This window comes from Halorubrum sp. Ea1 (assembly GCF_002252965.1).
GTDB lineage: Archaea > Halobacteriota > Halobacteria > Halobacteriales > Haloferacaceae > Halorubrum.
Map to the genome: position 1 here is coordinate 19284 of NZ_NHPG01000056.1, position 18977 is coordinate 38260.

The following is an 18977-nucleotide window of genomic DNA, read 5'->3' on the forward strand; positions in this document are numbered from 1 at the left end:
CGCGCCGGAGGCTGTGGGAGTGAAATTCGAAGCCCGAACGGGAGGCGGCGGGAGTGGAATTCGAAGCCCGAACGGGGGGTGCGCGGCGCGGCGTGCGCACCGTGCGTACGGTGGGAGTGGGATTCGAACCCACGAGGCCTTCCGGCCACCTGCGTTCCAAGCAGGCACGTTTGTCCGCTCCGTCATCCCACCAGTTGGCCGCTCCGATCGGAGAACGGGCCGCGAGCGCGGACGGGGGCGTCACCGGTCGACCCGCCGGCCGGCTCGCCTCAGTTCTCGGCGTCGACGAGCTCGAAGAGGCTCCTCCAGTCCTCGGAGTCGCCGCTTTCGGGAAGCATGTCCCGGAGCTGTTGGAAGTCCGATTCGGGGACCTGCGACCGAACGACGTCCACGATGACCCGGGCGTGATAAGCCGCGTCGGCCGGGTCCGTTCGCTCGATCTCGCTCACCCGCTCGACGAACTCCTGCCAGTCGAAGCGCTGGCCGTGTTCGTGGACCGCGCCGGTCAGGTACCACTTGATCTCGATCGGAAGCGACGCGGCGAGGTCCGCCGCGTTCCCCTCGGGGAGGCGCTCGCCGAGGGTCATGAGCGTCGCCCGGATGGCCCGTACCGTCTCGCCCGTCCCGGGCAGTTCGAGTCGGTGCTGTACGTCGCCGGTGAATTCGTCGAAGTTCATGTGTAAATGGAGCCCGCGGAAGCATGTCAACTATGATGATAATTCTCACCGTCTGGAAACCGAACCGCGGGCGTTCAGCGACGAGCCAGCGAAGTACGTGTTTCCGGGTGCCGAGAACAGTCAGTAGGTACTTGTGAACGATTGGCAAATATACAACTGTTAACGAGGCGGCGGCAGCGGAACAGGCCGGGCCGACCAACGCGGAAACGCACCCACACTCATGGACATAACAGACATCGTTTCGACGGAGTACGTGAACCTTCCTCCCGACACACCGGTCTCGAAGCTCGTTGGGACGTTCGACGACCCGTCAGTTGCGGGAGTCGTCGTGGACGGAGGGGCGTTCGAGGGAGTCGTCACGAGGCGGCAGCTCGCGAGCTCACACCATCAGCCGGACCAGAAGATCGAGTCGGTGGCTTGGAACGTTCCCCGGGTCACGCCTGACGAGGACGTCCGGCGGGTCGCACAGCTCATGATCGACGGGGGCTCACGGCTGCTCCCCGTGTTCGACGGGGACGATCTGATCGGCGTCGTTACCGCGGACGACCTGCTGGAGAACGTCAAGCAGTTCCTCGACGCCGCCACGGTCGCCGACGCGTATTCGCCGGACGTCATCACTGTCGGACCGCGAACGAGCGTCGGCGAAGCGCTCAACCTCTTTCGCGAAAACCGGATCACGCATATCCCGGTCGTGGAGGACGACGCGGCGGTCGGGATCCTCAGTCTCTACGATCTCATGGACCTGACGGTTCGGAGTGCGGTTCGGAGCCAGGGCGGAGACGCGGGCGACACGCAAGCGGACGCCGACGGCACGGGGGTCAGCGACGGGCGCACGCGGCGGGGTGGTTTCGGCGCCCGGGAGGGCGAACTGGCGCGAGTCATCGATCTGCCGGTTCGAGACGTGATGGTTTCACCGGTGCGGACGATCGCGCCCGCCCGGACGCTTGAAACCGCCGTGGAAGAGCTGTTCGAGATCGGCGGATCGTCACTGGTCGTCGAGCAGGACGGTGAGCTGGCGGGGATCGTCACGAAAACGGATATCCTCGACTCGCTGACGTGGGAGGCCGACGAGACCCGCGCCGTCCAAGTGTACAACTCGGCCCTCCTCGACGACGTGGAGTACGACGAGATCGTGGAGATGATCGAGAAGTTCGACGACAGGGACCACGGCATGGACATCCTCGACGCGAAAGTCCACCTCCACGAACACGACGAGAAGCTTCGGGGGACGCCGCTGTTGCTCGCCCGGATCCGGCTCCACACGGACCAAGGTCTGTACATCGCTTCGGCCGAGGGGTACGGTGCGAGCCACGCGCTCAACGAGGTCCGAGACGTTCTCGAACGCCAGATACGTGATAAGAAGACGTACGGGCGGAACAAGAAGCCGCGGAACGAGGCGTTCTGGGAGAAGCGCTTCGGGTGGATACTCGAAGACGCGGAGTGATCGGGACGGCCCCGCGCTGCGCGAACCGAGACGGCTCCGCGCTGTGCGACGGCTTCGCGATCGCGACCGGGGCCGTCGGCGAACGGTCGAACCGACCCCGACGCGCTGCCGATTCGGACGGACGCTACTGCGTCGTCTCGTAGATCGCCACGCCCGAGGAGGCGCCGATCCGGGTCGCACCTGCGGCCACCATTTCGAGGGCTTCGTCGAAGGTCGATATTCCGCCCGACGCTTTTATTTCGGTCTCCGGGGCGACCGCCTCTCGGATCGCCGCGATCTCCGCTGGATCCGTCGGCCCGTCGTATCCGACGGCGGTCTTGACGAAGTCGGCGCCGCCGGCCTCGACGAGCTCGGCGGCCCGCCGTATCTCGGGCGGCGTCAAGGCCGGCGACTCGATGATACATTTCAGCGTCTTCTCCCCGACCGCGTCCTTCACCGCTTCGACGTCGTCGACGACGAGGTCGTGATCGCCGTTCGCGAACGCGGTCCTGTTCATCACCATGTCGAACTCGTCGACGTGGTCGCGGAGCGCTTCGACCTCGCTCCGTTTGGCCGCCGAGTTCTGTATCCCGTAGGGGAACCCGATCACCGCGACGACGTCGGCTTCCCCGCCGAGCAGTTCGCTCGCGAGCGGCGCGTGGTACGGAACGACGACCGCCGAGCGGAATCCGTATTCGAGGACCTCGTTACAGAGGGTCCGGACCGCCGCCTCGCTCGCGGTCGGGTCGACGTTCGTGTGGTCGATTATCGACGCGACCCGCCCCGGATCGTCTCGCAGTGTGTTCTCCAGTGACATGTCTGCTCCCTCGCGTCCGAGGGCCTAAGTGTGTCGGCCGCTCGAAGCGCATCGACCCGCCGCCGTTTTTCCGGCGGAGCGACGAACGCACGCGGGAGTGCGGCCGCTCGGTCTCAGTCCTCGGCGACCGCGGTCGCCGTGGGCGTCTCGGCGTCGGGCTCGGAGACGGCCTCCGGCTCGGCCTCTCCCGAGCGCTCCGACTCGGAGACGGGCGCGTACACCGACCGACGAGCGTCGCGGGGACACAGGCCTTCCTCGACGAGTCCGACCTCGGTGAGCTTCTCGACCGCGAACCGGACGGTTCGGGTCGAAAGGCGGGTCTCCTCGGCGAGCCCGGTCTGGTCGAACCGGCCCTCCTCGTCGAGAACGTAGTAGACCAGTTTGGCGCTCGGGGGGAGCGGCGCGAGCAGCTCGCGGGCACTGTCGTCCATATAAAGCGTATACGGGCGAGCCGTGCATAACCGTGGCTCGGGTGTGTATCACCGCCGCACAGCTCCCCATTGATTTATATATTATGAGCGCGCGGGCGCGACGGAACGAGAGCGTGTCCGGTCGCCGGCGGGGCGCTCTTCGATTCGTCCGCCTCTACTCGCGCGTACGGAACTCGAACCGCGCCCCGTCGTCGTCGTCGATAGAGACCGTCCACCCGTGCGCGGCCGCGATCTCGCGGACGATCGCGAGTCCGAAGCCGGTCCCGTGCGGGTCGCTCGAGACGCCGTACTCGATCGCCTCGTCGGGGTCGACGTCGAATCCCGCGCCGTCGTCGGCGACGTAGAACCCGTCCGAGAGCCCGCCGAATGTGACGGTGACGCCGGGGTCCGCCTCGGTCGAGCCGTGCTCGACGACGTCGTCGGGCTCCGCCCGACTGCCACCGGTGCCGTGCACCACGCTGTTCGTAAACAGGTTCTCTAAGAGCGTCCGGAGGCGCTCCGGGTCGGCCTCCACCGCGACCCCATCGTCGGGCGCGTCCAGCGTCGCAGCGGGGGTGTCCACGGTGCGCCACGCCTCCGCCGCCGCCTCGGCGAGCGAGACCGGCTCCGACTCGTCGACCGTCCGGCCCTGTCGCGCCAGCGTGAGGAGGTCGTCGATGAGCTCCTCCATCCGCTCGTGAGCGTCGTCGATCCGGTCGAGCTCGTGGAGGGCGCCGTCGTCGTCGACGAGCCCCCGCGCGAGATCGAGCCGCCCGGCCGCGACGTTGAGCGGGTTCCGGAGGTCGTGCGAGACGAGCCCGGCGAACTTCTCCAGTCGGTCGATCTCGCGCTGGAGCGCGGCGTCGCGGTTCCGCAGCTGCGCCGTGCGCTCGGCCCCGTCGAGCGCGACGGTGACGTTGGCCGCGAGCACCCGCGCCAGCTGGATCGCCGTGTCGTCGAAGAAGTCCGGCTCGCAGGAGCCGAGCGGCATCACGCCGTGGTCGCCGAGCGGGACGACGAGCAGGCTCCGGTGCTCGCCGTAGGTGACGGCGGTGTCGACCGCGTCGAGATCGCCGACGACGATCGGTTCTCCCGTCTCGAACGCCTCCCAGACGCGACCGTCGCCTGGGCCGAACGCCGGGCGGTCCCCGAGCGCCGCCGTCGCCTCCTCGCTGATCGCCGTGGGGAGCAGCGTCCCGCTCTCGGGGTCGTACAGGCGGACCCCGCTGCTCGGGAACTCCAGGATGTCGATGGCCGCGCGCGCCGCGAGCGCCGCGATCTCCTCGCGGTCCTCGCCGCGGAACATCTCGCGGGTCGTCTCGTGGAGGTTCCGCAGGGTCCGCTCGACCCGTTTCTGCTCGCCGATGTCGGCGTAGACGCTGTAGATGACCGTCTCGTCGTGCTGACGCACGGGAATCACGTGCAGGATGAAGTCCCTGAGCCCGTTGGTCGTCCGGCGGCGCACTTCGAGCCGCGGCGTCCCGTCCCGATCGAGGACCGTCTCGGGGTCGAACCGGGCGGCGCCCTCCGGGATGATGGCGTCGCGTATCTCGCGGTAGCCGTGGTCGGCCGCCGAGTAGCCGAACGTCCGCTCGAACGCCTCGTTCGTGGCGTCGAGACGGCGTTCGCCGCCGCCGAGCGCGACCGTTCTGACTCCCGGCAGCGGGAGATCGTCGAACAGCGCCGTCAGTCGGTCGCGTTCGGCCCGCAGCGCGTTCTCCGTCTCGATCTGCTCGATCGCGTCGGCGGTGTGGGCGGCCAGCAGCTCCGCGAACTCGACGTCGCCCTCGTCGAACGCGGCGTATCCGTCAGAGACGGCCTGCAACACGCCGTACGGACCGATCGGGACGCTGATCGCCGAGCGGATGTCGTCGGCGACCGGGTCGGCGACCGCGGCGCCGTCGGCCCGGCCGTGATCGTCGGCTCGCCCGCAGTCGGCGGCTTCCCCGGCGCTCGGCGGGTCGCAGTTCTCCGGGTCCTCCAACTGGTCCGGGTCGGCGGGGTCGACGCTGACGTTGTCGACGACCATCGTCCGCTCCTCGGCGGCGGTGGTCCCGACGACCCCCTCGCCGACCTCGAACGAGCGGACCTCCTCGTCGGTGACGCTCTCCGAGAGCGCCGCGGGGACGAGGGTGTCGCCGCGGCGGCGGGCCGTGACGCACCGGTCGAATTCCAGTATGCCCTCCGCGGCGTCGACGGTCCGTTCGAACACCTCGTCGACGCGCTCGCAGGCGGCGACCTCCGTCGCGAACCGGTGGAGCGCGGTCACCTTCGCGTTCACCTCCCGGAGGTTCCGCTCGACCTGTCGCCGTTCCAGCGCGTTCGCGACGCTGTTCGCGAGCATCTCGTACCGGTCTCTCCCGCCGCCCTTCTGGAGGTAGTCCGTCACCCCGGCGGAGATCGCCTCGCTGGCGATCTCTTCGGACCCCTTCCCCGTGAACAGCACGAACGGGATCCCGGGATCGACCTCGCGGACCGCGGTGAGCAGTTCGAGCCCGTCGCTGCCGGGCATGTCGAAGTCGCTGACGACGCAGTCGATACGCTCCGACTCGACCGCCGCGAGCGCGTCGTCCGGGGCGGTGTACGTCACCGTCTCGATCCCGTCGACCAGTCGCTCGACGTGGGTCGCCGCGAGGTCCGCGGCGCCGGGCTCGTCGTCGACGATGAGCACCCGTCGCGGCCCGCCGCCGGCGGGCTCCCCTCCGCGGAAGGCGTCGGCGGTGGGATCGTCGCCGTCGTTCCCGGGAGCGGTATCCATAGGTGGCCGTCACACTACCGGTAAGTTTAGCTTTCGCTCCGATGGTCAGGACTGAGAACCGGAACGGCTGAAATCGAGTCGGGGGCCCACCCCGTCGTCGCTTACAGGAAGTCCTCGACGTGGTCGGCGACCTCTTCGGGGGTGTCGCCGACGGGAACGCCCGCGTTGTTGAGCGCGTCGATCTTCGACTGCGCGGTGCCGGTCCCGGAGCCGGAGACGATGGCGCCCGCGTGGCCCATCCGCTTGCCCGGCGGCGCCGTCCGTCCGGCGATGAAGCCGGCGACCGGCGTGTCCATGTGTTCGCCGATGAACCGCGCGGCCTGCTCCTCGTCCTCCCCGCCGATCTCGCCGCACATCACGACCGCGTCGGTCTCGGTGTCGGCCTCGAACGCCTCCAGGGCGTCGATGAATGAGGTGCCGATGATCGGGTCCCCGCCGATGCCGATCGCGGTCGTCTGACCGATCCCGCGCTCGGTGAGGTTATCGACCACCTGGTACGTCAGGGTGCCGGAGCGGGAGACGAGCCCGACGTTGCCCTCGGCGAAGATGTTTCCGGGCAGGATGCCGAGTTTCGCCTCGCCCGGCGTGATGATCCCGGGGCAGTTCGGGCCGAGCAGGCGCGTGTCGGTCTCGCCCAGCCGCTTGTTCACCTTCGCCATGTCCTGGGTCGGGATCCCCTCGGTGATCGCGACCGCGAGGTCGAGGTCCGTGTCGAGCGCCTCGAAGATGGCGTCGCCCGCGAACGCCGGCGGGACGAAGACGACGGACGCGTCGGCGTCCTCCGCCTCGACGGCCTCGTCCACGGTGTCGTAGACGGGGACGCCGGCGACCTCCTGGCCGCCCTTGCCGGGCACCGCGCCGGCGACGACGTTCGTGCCGTACTCGATCATCTGGCCGGCGTGGAACTTCCCCTCCCCGCCGGTGATCCCCTGGACTACCACTCTGGTGTCGTCGTCGACGAAAATGCTCATTGGGTCACCTCCTCCGCGTTCTTCACCGCGCGCTGGACCGCTTCCTCCAGCGTCTCCTCGACCTCGATCAGGTCGGTGTTCAGGATCTCCATCCCCTCCTCGGCGTTGGTCCCGGCGAGCCGGACGACGACCGGCTTCGGGATCTCGTCGAACTCCGCGAGCGCCTCGTTGATCCCCTTCGCGACCTCGTCGCCCCGGGTGATCCCGCCGAAGATGTTGAACACGACGCTGTCGACGTTGGGGTCGGAGAACACCATGTCGAGCGCCTTCGTGACGCGCTCGGCCTTCGCGCCGCCGCCGATGTCGAGGAAGTTGGCGGGCTTGCCGCCGTAGTAGTCGACCAGGTCGAGCGTCGTCATCACGAGCCCGGCGCCGTTGCCGATGATGCCGACGTTGCCCGAGAGGCGGACGTAGTCGAAGCCGTACTCGCCGGCCTTCCGTTCGAGGTCGTCCTCGTAGGACGCCTCGGCCATCTCGGCCAGCTCCGGCTGGCGGAACAGCGCGTCCTCGTCGATGTTCATCACGGCGTCGGCCGCGACGACCTCGCGGTCGCCCGTGATCATGACGGGGTTGACCTCGATCTCGGAGGCGTCGTTCCCCTCGTAGAGGTCGTACAGCGTCGAGAGGATCGACGCCACGTCGAGCGCGACGTCGGCGTCGACGCCCGCCTCGTACACGACCTTGCGGGCCTGGTACGGGTGGAGCCCGAACGCGGGGTCGACGTGCTCGCGCGCGATCGCGTCGGGGTTCTCCTCGGCGACTTCCTCGATGTTCACGCCGCCCTCGGTCGACACCATCAGGACGGGCTTCCCCTCGCCGCGGTCCATCGTGACGCCGACGTACAGCTCGTCCACGAAGTCGACGCCGGCCTCGACGAGCACCGAGTCGACGGTGTACCCCTTCAGGTCCATCCCGAGGATCTCCTCGGCGTACGCCTCGGCCTCGTCGCGGTCGGTCGCGATCTTGATGCCGCCGGCCTTGCCGCGGCCGCCCACGTGGACCTGCGCCTTGATCGCGGCCGGGTAGCCGATCTCGTCGACGGCGTCGAGCGCCTCGTCGACGGTCGTCGCGAGCCGGGAATCCGGGACCGGGATCCCGGCGTCCGCGAAGATAGTCTTCGCCTGATATTCGTGTAGTTTCATCCGTCTCGAAGGGGGACCGAGAGCGGCTTAAATGGTGCCGATTCCGCGCGAGCGGCGGGGACGGTGGGAGACGGCGACGGGCATTTTTATCCGCCGAACGACTGCGGTCGGCATGGACCCGACCGAGTTCCTCGACGGCGGAACGGTCAGCGTGTCGGACGAGACGTACGCGGTTTGCCGGACCGACCGCGATCATTCCGCCGCGTTCGCGACGATCAGAGAGGCGGGCGAGACGACGGTGGTCGTCGAGGAGGACGAGGTCGACGCGGTCGACGCCGACGCGGTCGAGCCCGGATGGAAGCGCCTCACCTTCGAGATGGAACTCCCGTTCGAGCTCGTCGGGTTCCTGGCGGCGGTGGCCACGGCGCTCGCCGAGGTCGAAGTCTCGGTGTTCGTCCTCTCGTCGTACGCGACGGACCACGTGTTGATCAAAGAGACCGACCGCCCCGCCGCGGTCCGGCGGCTCGAAGAACTGGGCTGTGAGGTCGTCGACTGACGCCCCCGACGATCCCGGGTCTCAGTCCTCGTCGCCGAGGATGACGCGGTGGGTCATCGCCTCGGGGTCGAGCACCTCGTCCGCCTCCGCCTCGGTGAGGTAGCCGGCCTCGACCGCGGCCTCACGGACGCTTTTCCCCTCTTTTAAAGCCGTCTTCGCGACCTTCGACGCCTTGTCGTAGCCGATCGCGGGGTTCAGTGCGGTCGCCAGAGCCATCGACTGCTCGACGCGGGTCTCGCAGTGCTCCTCGTTGGCCTCCAGCTTCGCGACGAAACGCTCGCCGAACGTCTCGGCGGCGTTCGAGAGCAGCTCGGCCGATTCGAGGAAGTTGTGCGCGATGACCGGCTTATAAAGGTTCAGGTCGATCTCGCCGCGGGCGGCGCCGGCCGAGATCGCGGCGTCGTTGCCGACGACCTGCTTGTGGACCTGATTGACCGACTCGGCGACGACGGGATTGATCTTCCCGGGCATGATCGAGGAGCCGGGCTGGTTCTCCGGCTGCTCGACCTCGCCGAGCCCGTTGCGCGGGCCGGAGGCGAGCAGCCGCAGGTCGTTCGCCATCTTGTTCATGCTCCCGGCGATGGTCCGGAGCGAGCCGTGCGCCTCCGCCATCGCGTCGTGGGCCGCCTGCGCCTCGAAGTGGTTGTCGGCCTCGCGGAACGTCGTGTTCGTCTCGTCGGAGATGTACTCCGCGGCGAGCTCCGGGAAGTCGGGATGGGTGTTGAGCCCGGTGCCGACCGCGGTGCCGCCGAGGGCGAGCTCGCGCAGGTTCGACTGGACGGTCTCGGCCCGCTCGATCCCCTTCGCGACTTGGGTCCGGTAGCCGCCGAACTCCTGGCCGAGGCGGATCGGCGTCGCGTCCTGGAGGTGCGTGCGGCCGGTCTTGACGACGCCGTCGAACGCGGTCTCCTTCGCCTCCAGCTCGGCGTGGAGCGTCTCCAGGGCGGGCACGAGGTCCTTCTCGACGGCCTCCAGGGACGCGACGTGCATCGCCGTGGGGATCACGTCGTTGGACGACTGCCCGTAGTTGACGTGGTCGTTCGGGTGGACGACGCGGTCGCCGATCTCCGCGCCGGCGATCTCGGCGGCGCGGTTGGCGATCACCTCGTTGGCGTTCATGTTCGAGGAGGTCCCCGAGCCGGTCTGGAACACGTCGACCGGGAACTGGTCGTCGTGCTCGCCGGCGATCACCTCGTCGGCGGCGGCGACGATCGCCTCCGCGGTGTCCTCGTCGATCAGGTCGAGGTCGCGGTTCGCCTGCGCGGCCGCCTTCTTCACGACGCCGAGCGCGCGGATGAACCGCCGGCTCATCGGGATCCCGGATATCGGGAAGTTCTCGACCGCGCGCTGGGTCTGCGCGCCCCAGTAGGCGTCGGCCGGCACCTGCATCTCGCCGAGGCTGTCCTCCTCCGTGCGGTAGTCGTCACCCATGCGCGACGCTTCCCGCGAGACCGGGTAAAAGCTACTGAAAGCGCTCAGTCGAACGCGGACGCGGGGAGCCGAACCGGCGCGGTGCGCGTCGCGGCCGGGGTCGGGACCGGGGTCGGTGTCTACGCGTCGCGGCCGGGGTCTACGCCTCGTCGACCGGGAACAGCCCCGCGTCGCGGAGCTCCGGCGCGAGGCTGCCGCTCCCGTGCTCGGCGTAGTCGGCGGGCGTGTACGTCTTGATCTCCAGCGCGTGGACCGACCGGGTCATGTGGTCGCCGACGGCGTCGTACACGCGCTGGTGCTGGTCGACGAGCGACTCGCCCTCGAAGGCGGGGGAGACGACGACGGCCGCGAAGTGCGCGTCCTCGTCCTCGTCGTCGTGGATCCGGGGGTTCGTCACGCGGGCGACGGCGTCCGGGATCCCCGCCTGGATGAGCTCCTCGATCTCGGCCGGTTCGATGGTCATACCCCGGTTCGGGGCCGCCTCGTCAAAAATCGACCGCATACGCGCCGGGGAAGCCGCCGGGGGCAGGCGACGGGAGGGCTCGCGCGGGGAGCCGCGCCGCGACCCGCCTCACCGCTCGAAGACGAGCCCGTAGTGGAACGGCGGGAGGTCGACCTCGCGGGCGAGCCGCAGGTCGCTGGCGTCCTCGACCGCGCGCCGCGTCTCCGCCGGACCCACTCGCAGTTCGGTCGGCGGGCCGCGCGGCTCGCCGGCGAGCGTCGTCTCCTCCCGCGGCCGGTCGCGCCAGTTGACGACGACGAACCGCCCGTCGACGGCGAGCGCGCCGGCGACGCCCGAGACGAAGCCGGCCCGGTCGTCGATCCCGTGGAAGGCGTTCGCCAGCAGCGCGACGTCGACCGGCTCGGGGAGGAGCGCGGCGAGGTCGCGCGCGTCGCCGCGGACCGGCACGACGTTCTCGATCCCCTGCTCCGCCGCGAGCCCTTCGAGCTCCGCGAGCAGCGACCCGTCGAGGTCGACGGCGTACACCGACGCCGGGTCGGCGACCCGCGCGGCCGGGAGGGCGAAGTAGCCGTTGCCGCAGCCGATCTCGGCGACGCGGTCGCCCGGCGCCACGCCGAGCCGCCGGAGCGTCTCGCCCGGCGTCGGCCAGATCCGTCCCCACCAGTCCCAGTCCGGCTGTCCCGTGTTCCGGAAGCGGTCCATGCGAAGCGGTTGTGATCGGGCTCGGTTAGCGGTTGGGATCCGACCCGCGGCGCCTCGGGAGGGATCGTCCGAAGCGATCGATCGCCGGCCGCGATCGGTCGCCCGTCCGGCCCGCGAGTGGGAAGGGGTTTGTCGACGGAGCCGAAACGGCCCTTCCAGATGTCTCACCGGGACGACCTGCGCGAGGCGGCCGACGCCCTCGGCGGTTCCGTCGTCGTCTGCGGCCTCGGCGCCCACGGCGACCGGCTCGCGGGCTCGGCGTTCCGCAACGCCCGGTACGCGTCGGTCGCGGCCCTCCTCGCGGAGGCGGCCTCCGCGACCGAGCGTGGCGCCGCGCCGGCGCCGGCAGACGCGTCGCCCCCCGCGGCGGTCGTCGTCGCGCTCGATCCCGACGAGGTCGGCGAGGGCCACGAGGCGGTCGAGTCGCTTCGGGCGCTCGGCGGGCTCGACGCGTTCGCGGTCGCGGTCGTCCCCGCGAACGCGGCCGACGACGACGCGCTGTCCGCGGTCCGCGACGCCGTCGACGCGGTGCTGCTCGCGGAGGGCGACGCCGTCGAGGCGGCGATCCGCGCGTTCCTCGCGACGGTCCAGGAGCCCGGCTTCGTCAACCTCGACCTCACCGACGCCGAGACGGTGCTCTCGGCCGGCGTCGCCGCGCTGGGAACCGGGACCGCCGACCGCGACGCCCCGGGGGCCGCGGTCGCGGCGGCGTTCGACGGGCTCCCCGAGGGGGTCGACGCGACCGACGCGAGCGCGGTGCTCGTGGACGTCGTCGTCGACCCCGAGACCAGCATCGCCGCCGCGACCGACGTCATCGCGGCGGTCAGAGAGCGGATCGGCGCCGACGCCAACGTGATCTGGGGCGGCGCGGTCGACGAGGACGCCGCCCACGAGCTCGCCGTCCGACTCGTCGTCGCCGGGGTCCGCCACGCCCCGCCGCCGGCCGCCGGCGACCCCTGCCCCCGCTGTGGCGATCCGCTGGTGGCGTACCGGTTCGGCGCCCGCGAGACGCTCTCCTGCGACGCCTGCGGCTACTCCGGGATATCGATGCGGCGCGAGTGACCCGTTTCGCGGGCCGGACCGCCCCGCCGTGACGGACTCGCTCTCGGCCGACGCGCCGCCCCCGAGTCACCCGAGGAGAACGGACTCGGGCCCCGGCCAGTCGGCGAGCGACTCGTCGTAGAGCGTTCGCGCTTGGAGCCGGATATAGGCGCGCTGCGTCGACCGGATCGCCTCGGCGGGGGTCGCCCCGTCGTCGAGGGCGACGGCGACGGCCGACCGCTTCCAGTCCGCGGGCGTCCGGCCGGTCTCGACTCGGCTCCGGAGCGGGGAGAGCGCCGCGGCGATCTGGTCGGTCGTACAGCCGTGCTCCTCAAGTCCGTCCTTCGCGGCGGCGAACAGGTCGCGGTACAGTCCCGCGGTCTCCGTCGTCGTCGCACCGTCGGCCGTGATCCACTCCATTTCGGCGTCGAGCCCGTTGCGGGCGGCCGCGTAGAAGTTCGATTCGGCCCGCTCCCAGGGGAGGTCGACGACCGGGTGGCCGCGCTCCGCGATCCCCCGCATCGCCCCGCCGAACGCGGCGAGGATCGCCACCGCGTCGGGGATCGTCGGCTGGCCGGGGAGCGGGCGGAACTCGATCCGGGCGCTCGCGCTCCCCTCGGTCGCGCCGTCGAACACCGGCCGGACCCACCGCCAGTAGCTCCCGTGTTTGTGTCGGAAGTGGACGAACTCGTCGTCGAACCGGCCCTCCGCCTCGATCTCCGCCGGGACGAGCACCGGGTCGGCCGCGATACGGTCGATGGCCGCCCCCACGCTGTCGATGTCGCGGGGGAACTTCACCTTTCGATCGCGTCCCGGCGGATTCATCATCTGCTCGTACACCGGGATCCGGTGTTCGGCGTACCCGTCCGCCACGAGCAGTTCGCGGTCGGGGCCGGGGTCGTCGTAGAGCGCGGGCGGCAGGAACGGCGAGTTGACGGCGAGCGCGAGCAGCGGCCCGGCGAGCCGCGTCGCGATCCGGTGATACCTCGGGAGGTCCGCGGCGCGGCGGGGCTGGTAGTGGGGCTGGATCGACGTGGTGAGACTGACCGGTCCCGCGCTGTCCGCGTCGATCCTCGCGCCGGGGACGTCGATCTCGCTCCCGATCAACCGGTCCGCGCCGACGCTGGCGAACCCGTGATATCGGACCCCGTTGCTGACGTTGATCCCCAGCGTCAACCCCTCCTCGTGCGTGGCCTCGGTCAGGTAGTCGTCCGTCGCGCTCTCCGCCGGGCCGATCGTCCACATCCCGTCGCTCACCACGCGGATCCCGTCCGCGGCGGCGCGCCGCTGGAGCGCGTCGAGCTTCCCGGTCACGTCCGCCCGGACGGCGTCGATGCCGCGGCCGGTGAACGGGTGGACAGCCGAGTTCAGCTCCGCGTTGTGGAGCCCGAGCTCCCGGTCGAACCCCACGCAGCCCAGAAGCGACCGCGGGATCCGACGGAGGTTGTCCGTCTCGCGGTCGACGGCGTAGAACTCGTACTCGAGCCCCGTCGTCACCTGCTCGTTGTCGAACGTCCCCGCCTCGACGTGGGCCCGGATCGCGTCGGCCTCCTCGCGGACCCGGGAGTCGAACGCATCGACGTCGATATCGGCGACGCGTTTCAGTCGTTCGACCGGATCGCTACCTTTGCCAGTCATACACACGCATAGTTCGGAGCCGAATATGAAAGTACCCCTGAGACGACAGGAACGGGCCGCGGCGTCGACGAGCCGTCACGCGTCGCGACGCCGCGAACGCCGTCCGGACGAGTCAGTCGTCGGACGGGGCCGACGCCGGCGTCTGCTGTGCGGACTCGACCGGCTTCGCGAGGACGTCCTTCCGGCCGGCGTCCAGCTCGGAGAGGACGTAGACGATCCCGTACAGCAGGGCCGCGCCGACCGGCAGCAGGATCACCGGCGTGATCCCGGTGACGCCCCACGTCAGCAGGAGCAGCGCTGAGACGCCGAGGACGGTCACCGCGTAGTACATCTGCGTCCGGACGTGGTCGATGTGGTCCGATCCCGTGAACGTCGACGCCAGGATTGTGGTGTCGGAGATGGGCGAGCAGTGGTCGCCGAAGATCGCCCCGCTGAAGATCGTTCCGACGGCCACCGGCAACAGCGCCGCGGTGCCGCCGCCGACGCTGTACGCCAGCGGGATCGCGATCGGCGTCACGATCGCCATCGTGCCCCACGACGTGCCGGTGGAGAACGCGACGACCGCGGCCGCGAACAGCACGACGAGGGGGAGCAGGGTCGGAGTGACGAACGCCTCGGCGACGTTGGTGACGTACACGCCGGTCCCGAGCGCGGTCGTGACCGTCCCGATCGTCCACGCCATCACGAGGATGGACAGCGCGGTCAGCATCATACCGAACCCGTCGATGACCGTTTCCATCGCCTCGTCGGGCGAGGCGACGCCGCTGCCCACGCCGAGCGCGATCGCGACCGAGACCATCGTGAACGTCCCCCAGAGCAGCGCGTCGACGAACTGCGCGTTCCCGACGACGTCGAGCGTCGAGGCGCCGGGGTCGGACGCCGAGAGTCCGGTGAAGAAGGCCCCGCCGATGACGACCGTGATGAGCGCCCCGACCGGGACCAGGAAGAACCGAAGCTGCGGCGAGTCGGTCAGGAGGTCGCCGAGGCTGTCCTCCGCGCTCTGCATGGGAACCGCGTTGTCGCGGAGCAGCTTCCCCTCCGTCCACGAGCGGGTCTCGGCCGTGAGCATCTCGCCGAAGTCGCGCTGGCTGAGCACGATGATCCCGACCATCGCCACCGCGAGGATGCAGTAGACGTTGAACGGGACGCTCTGGATGAACAGCGCGAACGCGCCGGGCACCGCTTCCGATTCGGGCGAGATGCCCGCCGCCGAGTACCCCTCCCGGATCATGCTCAGCTGGTAGACGACCCAACTGGAGATCCCGAACGTCGCGACCGGCGCGGCCGTCGAGTCGATGATGTACGCGAGCTTCTCGCGGGACATGCGCAGCTCGTCGGCCATCTCCCGCATCGTCGTGCCGACGATCGCCGTGTTCGAGTAGTCGCCGAAGAACCACAGCATGCCGAAGACCCACGTCGCGAGCCCGACCTTCCGCTGTGAGTCGAGCCGCGAGGTCGCGGCGTTCGCGATCGCGGAGGCCCCGCCGAGCCGCCAGATGAGCGCGACGCCGGCGCCGAGGAACAGCACGATCAGCATGATCTTCGCGTTGAACGTGCTCTCCCCGATCGAGGAGACCACCCAGTCGAGCGACTGCACCACGCCGACGTTCGCGGTGAAAATCACCGCGCCCGACCAGATGCCGAGGAACAGCGAGAGGACCGGCTTCCGGGTGACCATCGCGAGCACGATCGCGAACAGGGGCGGGAACAGCGATATCGCCCCGTAGGTCTCAACCGTCATGACTCACCTCACAAACGGAACCGATACTGGATTGAAACCCGATACTCGTCGAGTTTACTCCGGAATCGTTGGAGTAATCTGATACCATCTCGGACCGCACTGGCTGTTTGTGTATAATAAGGCTGTTGCATGGGGGCGTGACCAACACTACCAGTTATTAATACAATATTAAGCGGCGTCTCGCGGTCGGTGATGCGGCTCGTCGCTCGGTGGCGATCCCCACTAGACAGCGACCAGTTCGCTGGTCCGCGTCCGACTCGCTGGGCGCCGCCGGTCTACCCGTTCTTCCCGCCGGTCACCGGGACGCGGTCGCGGACGGTCCGGGCCAGCGACTCGATACCGTCGTCGATTGCTGACGGCGACGCGTAACTGAAGGAGAGGCGAGCGAATCGCCGGCCGCCGTCGTCGGGGTAGAAGAACGTCCCGGGGAGATATGTGACACCGGCGTCGATGGCGTCGGGCAGCATCGCCTCGGCGTCGGTCCCCTCCGGGAACTCGACCCAGACGAAGAACCCGCCGCTCGGCTCGCTCCACGTCGCGCTCGGCGGCATGTGCGTTTCGAGGCTCGCGAGCATCCGGTCCCGTCGCCGCTCGTACCCCTCGCACAGCCGAGCGACGGCTCGGTCGAGCCGCCCGTCCGTGCAGTAGCGATCGATCAGCCCGCGGGTGAAGCTCGGCTCGCCGCCAGCGTCGATCCGATCGAACTGCGCCGTCGTCGTCTCGTCGGCCACGATCCATCCCGTTCGGACCCCGGGCGCGATCGTCTTCGAGACGGTGTTTACACGGACCACGCGGTCGTCGACGTCGAGGGCCTTGAGGGGCGGTCGCTCGGAGCCCTCGTACCGCAGCCGGCCGTACGGGTCGTCCTCGAGCACGACGAAGTCGTACCGCTCGGCGAGGTCGAGGAGCCGCTCGCGTCGGTCCGTCGCCATCGTGACCCCGGTGGGGTTCTGGAAGTCGGGGATCGTGTAGACGAGCTTCGGCTGGGCCGCGCCGCACTGCGCGCGCGAGACGAGGTCGTCCGCGAGCGCGTCGACGTCGAGCCCCTCCTCGTCCACGGTCACGCCGGTCACCGCCGCGCCGTGGTTCCGGAAGATGCCCAGCGCGCCCATGAACGTCGGCGCCTCGACGACGACCTCGTCGCCCGGTTCGAGGAACGTCCGACAGACCGTGTCGATCGCCCGCGTCGCACCGTTCGTGACGTGGACCGTCTCCGCGGCGCAGTCGATGCCGCGGTCCCGCGCCCGGTCGACGACGAGGTCGCGGAGTCCGTCGGCGTGGTCGCCGCCGCCGTACTGGAGCGCGCGCTCCGGCTCGCTCGACAGCAGCGAATCGGTGGCGGCGGCCAGCTCCTCGTTCGGGAACGACTCCGGGTACGGGAACCCGAAGGCGAGCGGCACCGCGTCCGCGTTATGGATCGATCGCCAGTCGCCGTACACGGCGCTTCCCATCGTGTCGCGAACGGTATCGGCGAAGAGGTGTTCGATCCCGTCCGACGGATCCTGTTGTGTCATCGTCAGTTATGATACGACATCGCCCACGATATCATAAGTCTGGCGCAGAACGGCAAAAGAAAGATCGGATAACTCCGAAATAACGGCCGATACGATCAGAACGACGAATCGAACCGGCCGATCGACGGTCAGAGGGAGACGAACCGGAGTTGGTAGTCGTAGTACACGTCGTCGTACCGGCACAGGTCGGCCCGGTTCGAGTCCACCCCGGCGTCCTTCCGGACGTTCCCGTCGATGTACGGTCGCTCGTGGAGCGCTCGGAGCACCTCCCGGTACGCCTCCGAGTACGGGTGCGACTCGCGGTACTCGTCGGCCTCGGCCTCCAGCAGGAGGTCTCTCGCGTCGGCGGAGAGGCCGTCGCGGGAGATCCGGGCGCCGACGAACTCGGCGCGGAGTATCGCCTCCATCCGCTCCGGCGTGTCGGCCACCCGTTCACCGGTCGCTCGGTACACCGGCTCGTGGAACTCCTCCTCGGTGATCTCGACGACATACTCCGTGTCGCGAACGGTGACGCGGTCGGGGCCGTCCGCCGCGAGCAGGTCGCTCTCCGCCGCGGCGTCGTCCCGGCGGTACACGTAACCGCCGCGCCGGACCAGCCCCACCGGCATCCCGCTCTCGTTCCCCCGCGCCCGCGCCGCGTGGTGCGCGATCTCGACGGCCCGCCGGTCGATCGCCGGAAGCGCATCAGCGCTCTTCGGCTCGGCGGCTCCGTCGCTCGTCTCCGCGGGCTCGAACAGTCTGAGCACGGGACGCGAGACGGCGACCTCGTCGACGACGACCGAGTCGAGCCAGTAGTACGTCCCGTCGTGTCGGGCGTACGTCGGATCGTCCGCGTCCGAGAAGAACGGTTTCCGGTACTGCGTCGTCAGCGTCGTTCCGTTCCTGACGGCCTCGAAGGCCCCGTCCGCCCAGTTCGGATCGGCCTCCTCGGGATCGGTGACGTACCTGTCACGGAGGGCGTCGCCGAGTCCCGAGAGCGACAGCCTGAGCACGCGGTCGCCGTCCGCGCCGTTCGATCCCGGTTCGCCGTCACCGGACGTCCCGCCGAGACAGCCCGCGGCGGCGACCGCCGCGGCGGCGATCCCGCTCGCGGCGAACCGACGCCGAGAGATCGGAGTGTCGTCCATACGGAGAGACGGGCCACCGCTCGCAAAGGGCTGTCCGTTACCCAAACAGCGACTGTAGTCACGGTGGTCGGACGCGCGATCCGACCGTCGAGTCAGCCGCCGGGCTCTCCCGCGTCCGGCGGGACCCAGCGGACCCGCGCGGTGTCGAACTCGATCTGCGCCCGCTCGACCCCGTTCCGAACCGTCGCGAGCTGCGGGTCGGCGGTGTCGAGCCTGACGACGCAGGTGTGGTCCGCGTCGCTCAGGACCGCCGCGATCGACTCGACGTCGGTCCTGACCCGCCCGGCGTGTTCCGCCGCGGAGTAGGTGCCCATCGCCTCCGCCGGGTCCCGGTATCCGGCCCCGGATATCATCCTGAACGCCTCGCACGCCTCGGGGTGGCGCGCGAGCACCTCGCGGAAGCGCTCGTCGTCGACCTCGCCGAGGAACCGACCGCCCTCGCGGGCGGCCCGGTCCGTCCGATACGCGTGACGCCCCTCCGAGTCGCCGTCGGATCGGATCCGATCCGACACGTCGTCCACGGCCTCCATGACACTTGGTAACGGTTAAGCTCCGAACGCTAAAGTATCTTACTGAGCGTTCAACGGCCCGTTCGCGGCGAGTTCGCCGGAAGAGATCCTGGCCGC

At 69.7% G+C, this 18977-nt stretch carries 17 protein-coding genes and 1 tRNA gene; 3 read left to right on the forward strand and 15 right to left on the reverse strand.

The window, feature by feature from the left end; all coding sequences use genetic code 11:
* Positions 1 to 108: 108 nt before the first annotated feature.
* Together DJ73_RS07705 and DJ73_RS07710 are read right to left on the reverse strand one after the other, a co-directional pair.
* Positions 109 to 192: transfer RNA gene (locus tag DJ73_RS07705), tRNA-Ser, on the reverse strand.
* A 77-nt stretch (positions 193 to 269) separates the two neighbouring features.
* The gene (locus DJ73_RS07710; protein ID WP_094557704.1) at positions 270 to 677 is read right to left on the reverse strand and encodes a DUF2267 domain-containing protein; all 408 of its coding nucleotides are present in this window, start codon (positions 675 to 677) and stop codon (positions 270 to 272) included.
* A 220-nt stretch (positions 678 to 897) separates the two neighbouring features.
* On the opposite strand from DJ73_RS07710, the gene DJ73_RS07715 reads away from it, so the two are divergent.
* Positions 898 to 2121 carry a CBS domain-containing protein gene (locus DJ73_RS07715; RefSeq protein WP_094524225.1) on the forward strand — a complete coding sequence of 408 codons (1224 nt, stop codon included), beginning with the start codon at positions 898 to 900 and terminating at the stop codon, positions 2119 to 2121.
* A 124-nt stretch (positions 2122 to 2245) separates the two neighbouring features.
* On the opposite strand, the gene deoC is transcribed toward DJ73_RS07715, so the two are convergent.
* The 5 genes from deoC to sucC form a co-directional block, all read right to left on the reverse strand.
* On the reverse strand, positions 2246 to 2917 hold the full coding sequence (gene deoC / locus DJ73_RS07720; protein WP_094526037.1) for a deoxyribose-phosphate aldolase: 672 nt from the start codon (positions 2915 to 2917) through the stop codon (positions 2246 to 2248).
* Positions 2918 to 3030: 113 nt separating this feature from the next.
* Complete coding sequence (locus DJ73_RS07725) at positions 3031 to 3348, reverse strand: ArsR family transcriptional regulator (protein ID WP_094557705.1); 318 nt, start codon at positions 3346 to 3348, stop codon at positions 3031 to 3033.
* A 154-nt stretch (positions 3349 to 3502) separates the two neighbouring features.
* Positions 3503 to 6085: a GAF domain-containing protein gene (locus DJ73_RS07730; RefSeq protein WP_094557706.1), complete on the reverse strand. Its 2583-nt coding sequence runs from the start codon at positions 6083 to 6085 to the stop codon at positions 3503 to 3505.
* A gap of 101 nt (positions 6086 to 6186) precedes the next feature.
* Positions 6187 to 7056: a succinate--CoA ligase subunit alpha gene (gene sucD, locus DJ73_RS07735; protein ID WP_094524221.1), complete on the reverse strand. Its 870-nt coding sequence runs from the start codon at positions 7054 to 7056 to the stop codon at positions 6187 to 6189.
* Positions 7053 to 8198, reverse strand: a complete 1146-nt coding sequence (gene sucC / locus DJ73_RS07740) for an ADP-forming succinate--CoA ligase subunit beta (RefSeq protein ID WP_094524220.1) — start codon at positions 8196 to 8198, stop codon at positions 7053 to 7055. Before sucC ends, sucD begins: the two co-directional genes overlap by 4 nt.
* Positions 8199 to 8310: 112 nt before the next feature.
* Here sucC and DJ73_RS07745 point away from each other — a divergent pair, with 112 nt between their 5' ends.
* Positions 8311 to 8694: an ACT domain-containing protein gene (locus tag DJ73_RS07745; protein ID WP_094524219.1), complete on the forward strand. Its 384-nt coding sequence runs from the start codon at positions 8311 to 8313 to the stop codon at positions 8692 to 8694.
* 21 nt (positions 8695 to 8715) lie between these two features.
* Here DJ73_RS07745 and DJ73_RS07750 read toward each other — a convergent pair whose 3' ends face one another.
* From DJ73_RS07750 to DJ73_RS07760, 3 genes are all read right to left on the reverse strand, one after another.
* Positions 8716 to 10125 (reverse strand): aspartate ammonia-lyase, encoded by a 1410-nt coding sequence (locus tag DJ73_RS07750; RefSeq protein WP_094524218.1) that lies wholly within the window; start codon positions 10123 to 10125, stop codon positions 8716 to 8718.
* A gap of 139 nt (positions 10126 to 10264) precedes the next feature.
* Entirely contained in the window at positions 10265 to 10588 is a 324-nt protein-coding gene (locus DJ73_RS07755; protein ID WP_094524217.1) for a BolA family protein, read from the reverse strand.
* Positions 10589 to 10696: 108 nt separating this feature from the next.
* Positions 10697 to 11290, reverse strand: a complete 594-nt coding sequence (locus DJ73_RS07760; protein ID WP_094524216.1) for a class I SAM-dependent methyltransferase — start codon at positions 11288 to 11290, stop codon at positions 10697 to 10699.
* A gap of 159 nt (positions 11291 to 11449) precedes the next feature.
* Between DJ73_RS07760 and DJ73_RS07765 the strand changes: the two genes are divergently transcribed.
* The gene (locus DJ73_RS07765) at positions 11450 to 12352 is read left to right on the forward strand and encodes a zinc finger domain-containing protein (RefSeq protein WP_094524215.1); all 903 of its coding nucleotides are present in this window, start codon (positions 11450 to 11452) and stop codon (positions 12350 to 12352) included.
* A 66-nt stretch (positions 12353 to 12418) separates the two neighbouring features.
* On the opposite strand, the gene DJ73_RS07770 is transcribed toward DJ73_RS07765, so the two are convergent.
* The 5 genes from DJ73_RS07770 to DJ73_RS07790 all read right to left on the reverse strand — a co-directional run bounded on the left by DJ73_RS07770 (position 12419) and on the right by DJ73_RS07790 (position 18881).
* Complete coding sequence (locus DJ73_RS07770) at positions 12419 to 13969, reverse strand: hypothetical protein (protein ID WP_094557707.1); 1551 nt, start codon at positions 13967 to 13969, stop codon at positions 12419 to 12421.
* Positions 13970 to 14081: 112 nt separating this feature from the next.
* On the reverse strand, positions 14082 to 15710 hold the full coding sequence (locus tag DJ73_RS07775) for a Na+/H+ antiporter NhaC family protein (protein ID WP_094557708.1): 1629 nt from the start codon (positions 15708 to 15710) through the stop codon (positions 14082 to 14084).
* A gap of 275 nt (positions 15711 to 15985) precedes the next feature.
* Positions 15986 to 17224: a PLP-dependent aminotransferase family protein gene (locus tag DJ73_RS07780; protein WP_094557709.1), complete on the reverse strand. Its 1239-nt coding sequence runs from the start codon at positions 17222 to 17224 to the stop codon at positions 15986 to 15988.
* 128 nt (positions 17225 to 17352) lie between these two features.
* Positions 17353 to 18351, reverse strand: coding sequence for a hypothetical protein (locus DJ73_RS07785; protein ID WP_094557710.1), 999 nt, complete (start codon positions 18349 to 18351; stop codon positions 17353 to 17355).
* A 92-nt stretch (positions 18352 to 18443) separates the two neighbouring features.
* Positions 18444 to 18881, reverse strand: coding sequence for a hypothetical protein (locus tag DJ73_RS07790; RefSeq protein WP_094524210.1), 438 nt, complete (start codon positions 18879 to 18881; stop codon positions 18444 to 18446).
* Positions 18882 to 18977: the final 96 nt, after the last annotated feature.

Coding starts and splice junctions, on each gene's coding strand:
- DJ73_RS07745 (WP_094524219.1), top strand. CDS start 8,311: ATGGACCCGACCGAGTTCCTCGACGGCGGAACGGTCAGCGTGTCGGAC.
- DJ73_RS07785 (WP_094557710.1), bottom strand. CDS start 18,351: ATGGACGACACTCCGATCTCTCGGCGTCGGTTCGCCGCGAGCGGGATC.
- DJ73_RS07775 (WP_094557708.1), bottom strand. CDS start 15,710: ATGACGGTTGAGACCTACGGGGCGATATCGCTGTTCCCGCCCCTGTTC.
- sucC (WP_094524220.1), bottom strand. CDS start 8,198: ATGAAACTACACGAATATCAGGCGAAGACTATCTTCGCGGACGCCGGG.
- sucD (WP_094524221.1), bottom strand. CDS start 7,056: ATGAGCATTTTCGTCGACGACGACACCAGAGTGGTAGTCCAGGGGATC.
- DJ73_RS07760 (WP_094524216.1), bottom strand. CDS start 11,290: ATGGACCGCTTCCGGAACACGGGACAGCCGGACTGGGACTGGTGGGGA.
- DJ73_RS07790 (WP_094524210.1), bottom strand. CDS start 18,881: ATGGAGGCCGTGGACGACGTGTCGGATCGGATCCGATCCGACGGCGAC.
- DJ73_RS07755 (WP_094524217.1), bottom strand. CDS start 10,588: ATGACCATCGAACCGGCCGAGATCGAGGAGCTCATCCAGGCGGGGATC.
- DJ73_RS07730 (WP_094557706.1), bottom strand. CDS start 6,085: ATGGATACCGCTCCCGGGAACGACGGCGACGATCCCACCGCCGACGCC.
- DJ73_RS07750 (WP_094524218.1), bottom strand. CDS start 10,125: ATGGGTGACGACTACCGCACGGAGGAGGACAGCCTCGGCGAGATGCAG.
- DJ73_RS07715 (WP_094524225.1), top strand. CDS start 898: ATGGACATAACAGACATCGTTTCGACGGAGTACGTGAACCTTCCTCCC.
- DJ73_RS07710 (WP_094557704.1), bottom strand. CDS start 677: ATGAACTTCGACGAATTCACCGGCGACGTACAGCACCGACTCGAACTG.
- DJ73_RS07780 (WP_094557709.1), bottom strand. CDS start 17,224: ATGACACAACAGGATCCGTCGGACGGGATCGAACACCTCTTCGCCGAT.
- DJ73_RS07725 (WP_094557705.1), bottom strand. CDS start 3,348: ATGGACGACAGTGCCCGCGAGCTGCTCGCGCCGCTCCCCCCGAGCGCC.
- deoC (WP_094526037.1), bottom strand. CDS start 2,917: ATGTCACTGGAGAACACACTGCGAGACGATCCGGGGCGGGTCGCGTCG.
- DJ73_RS07770 (WP_094557707.1), bottom strand. CDS start 13,969: ATGACTGGCAAAGGTAGCGATCCGGTCGAACGACTGAAACGCGTCGCC.
- DJ73_RS07765 (WP_094524215.1), top strand. CDS start 11,450: ATGTCTCACCGGGACGACCTGCGCGAGGCGGCCGACGCCCTCGGCGGT.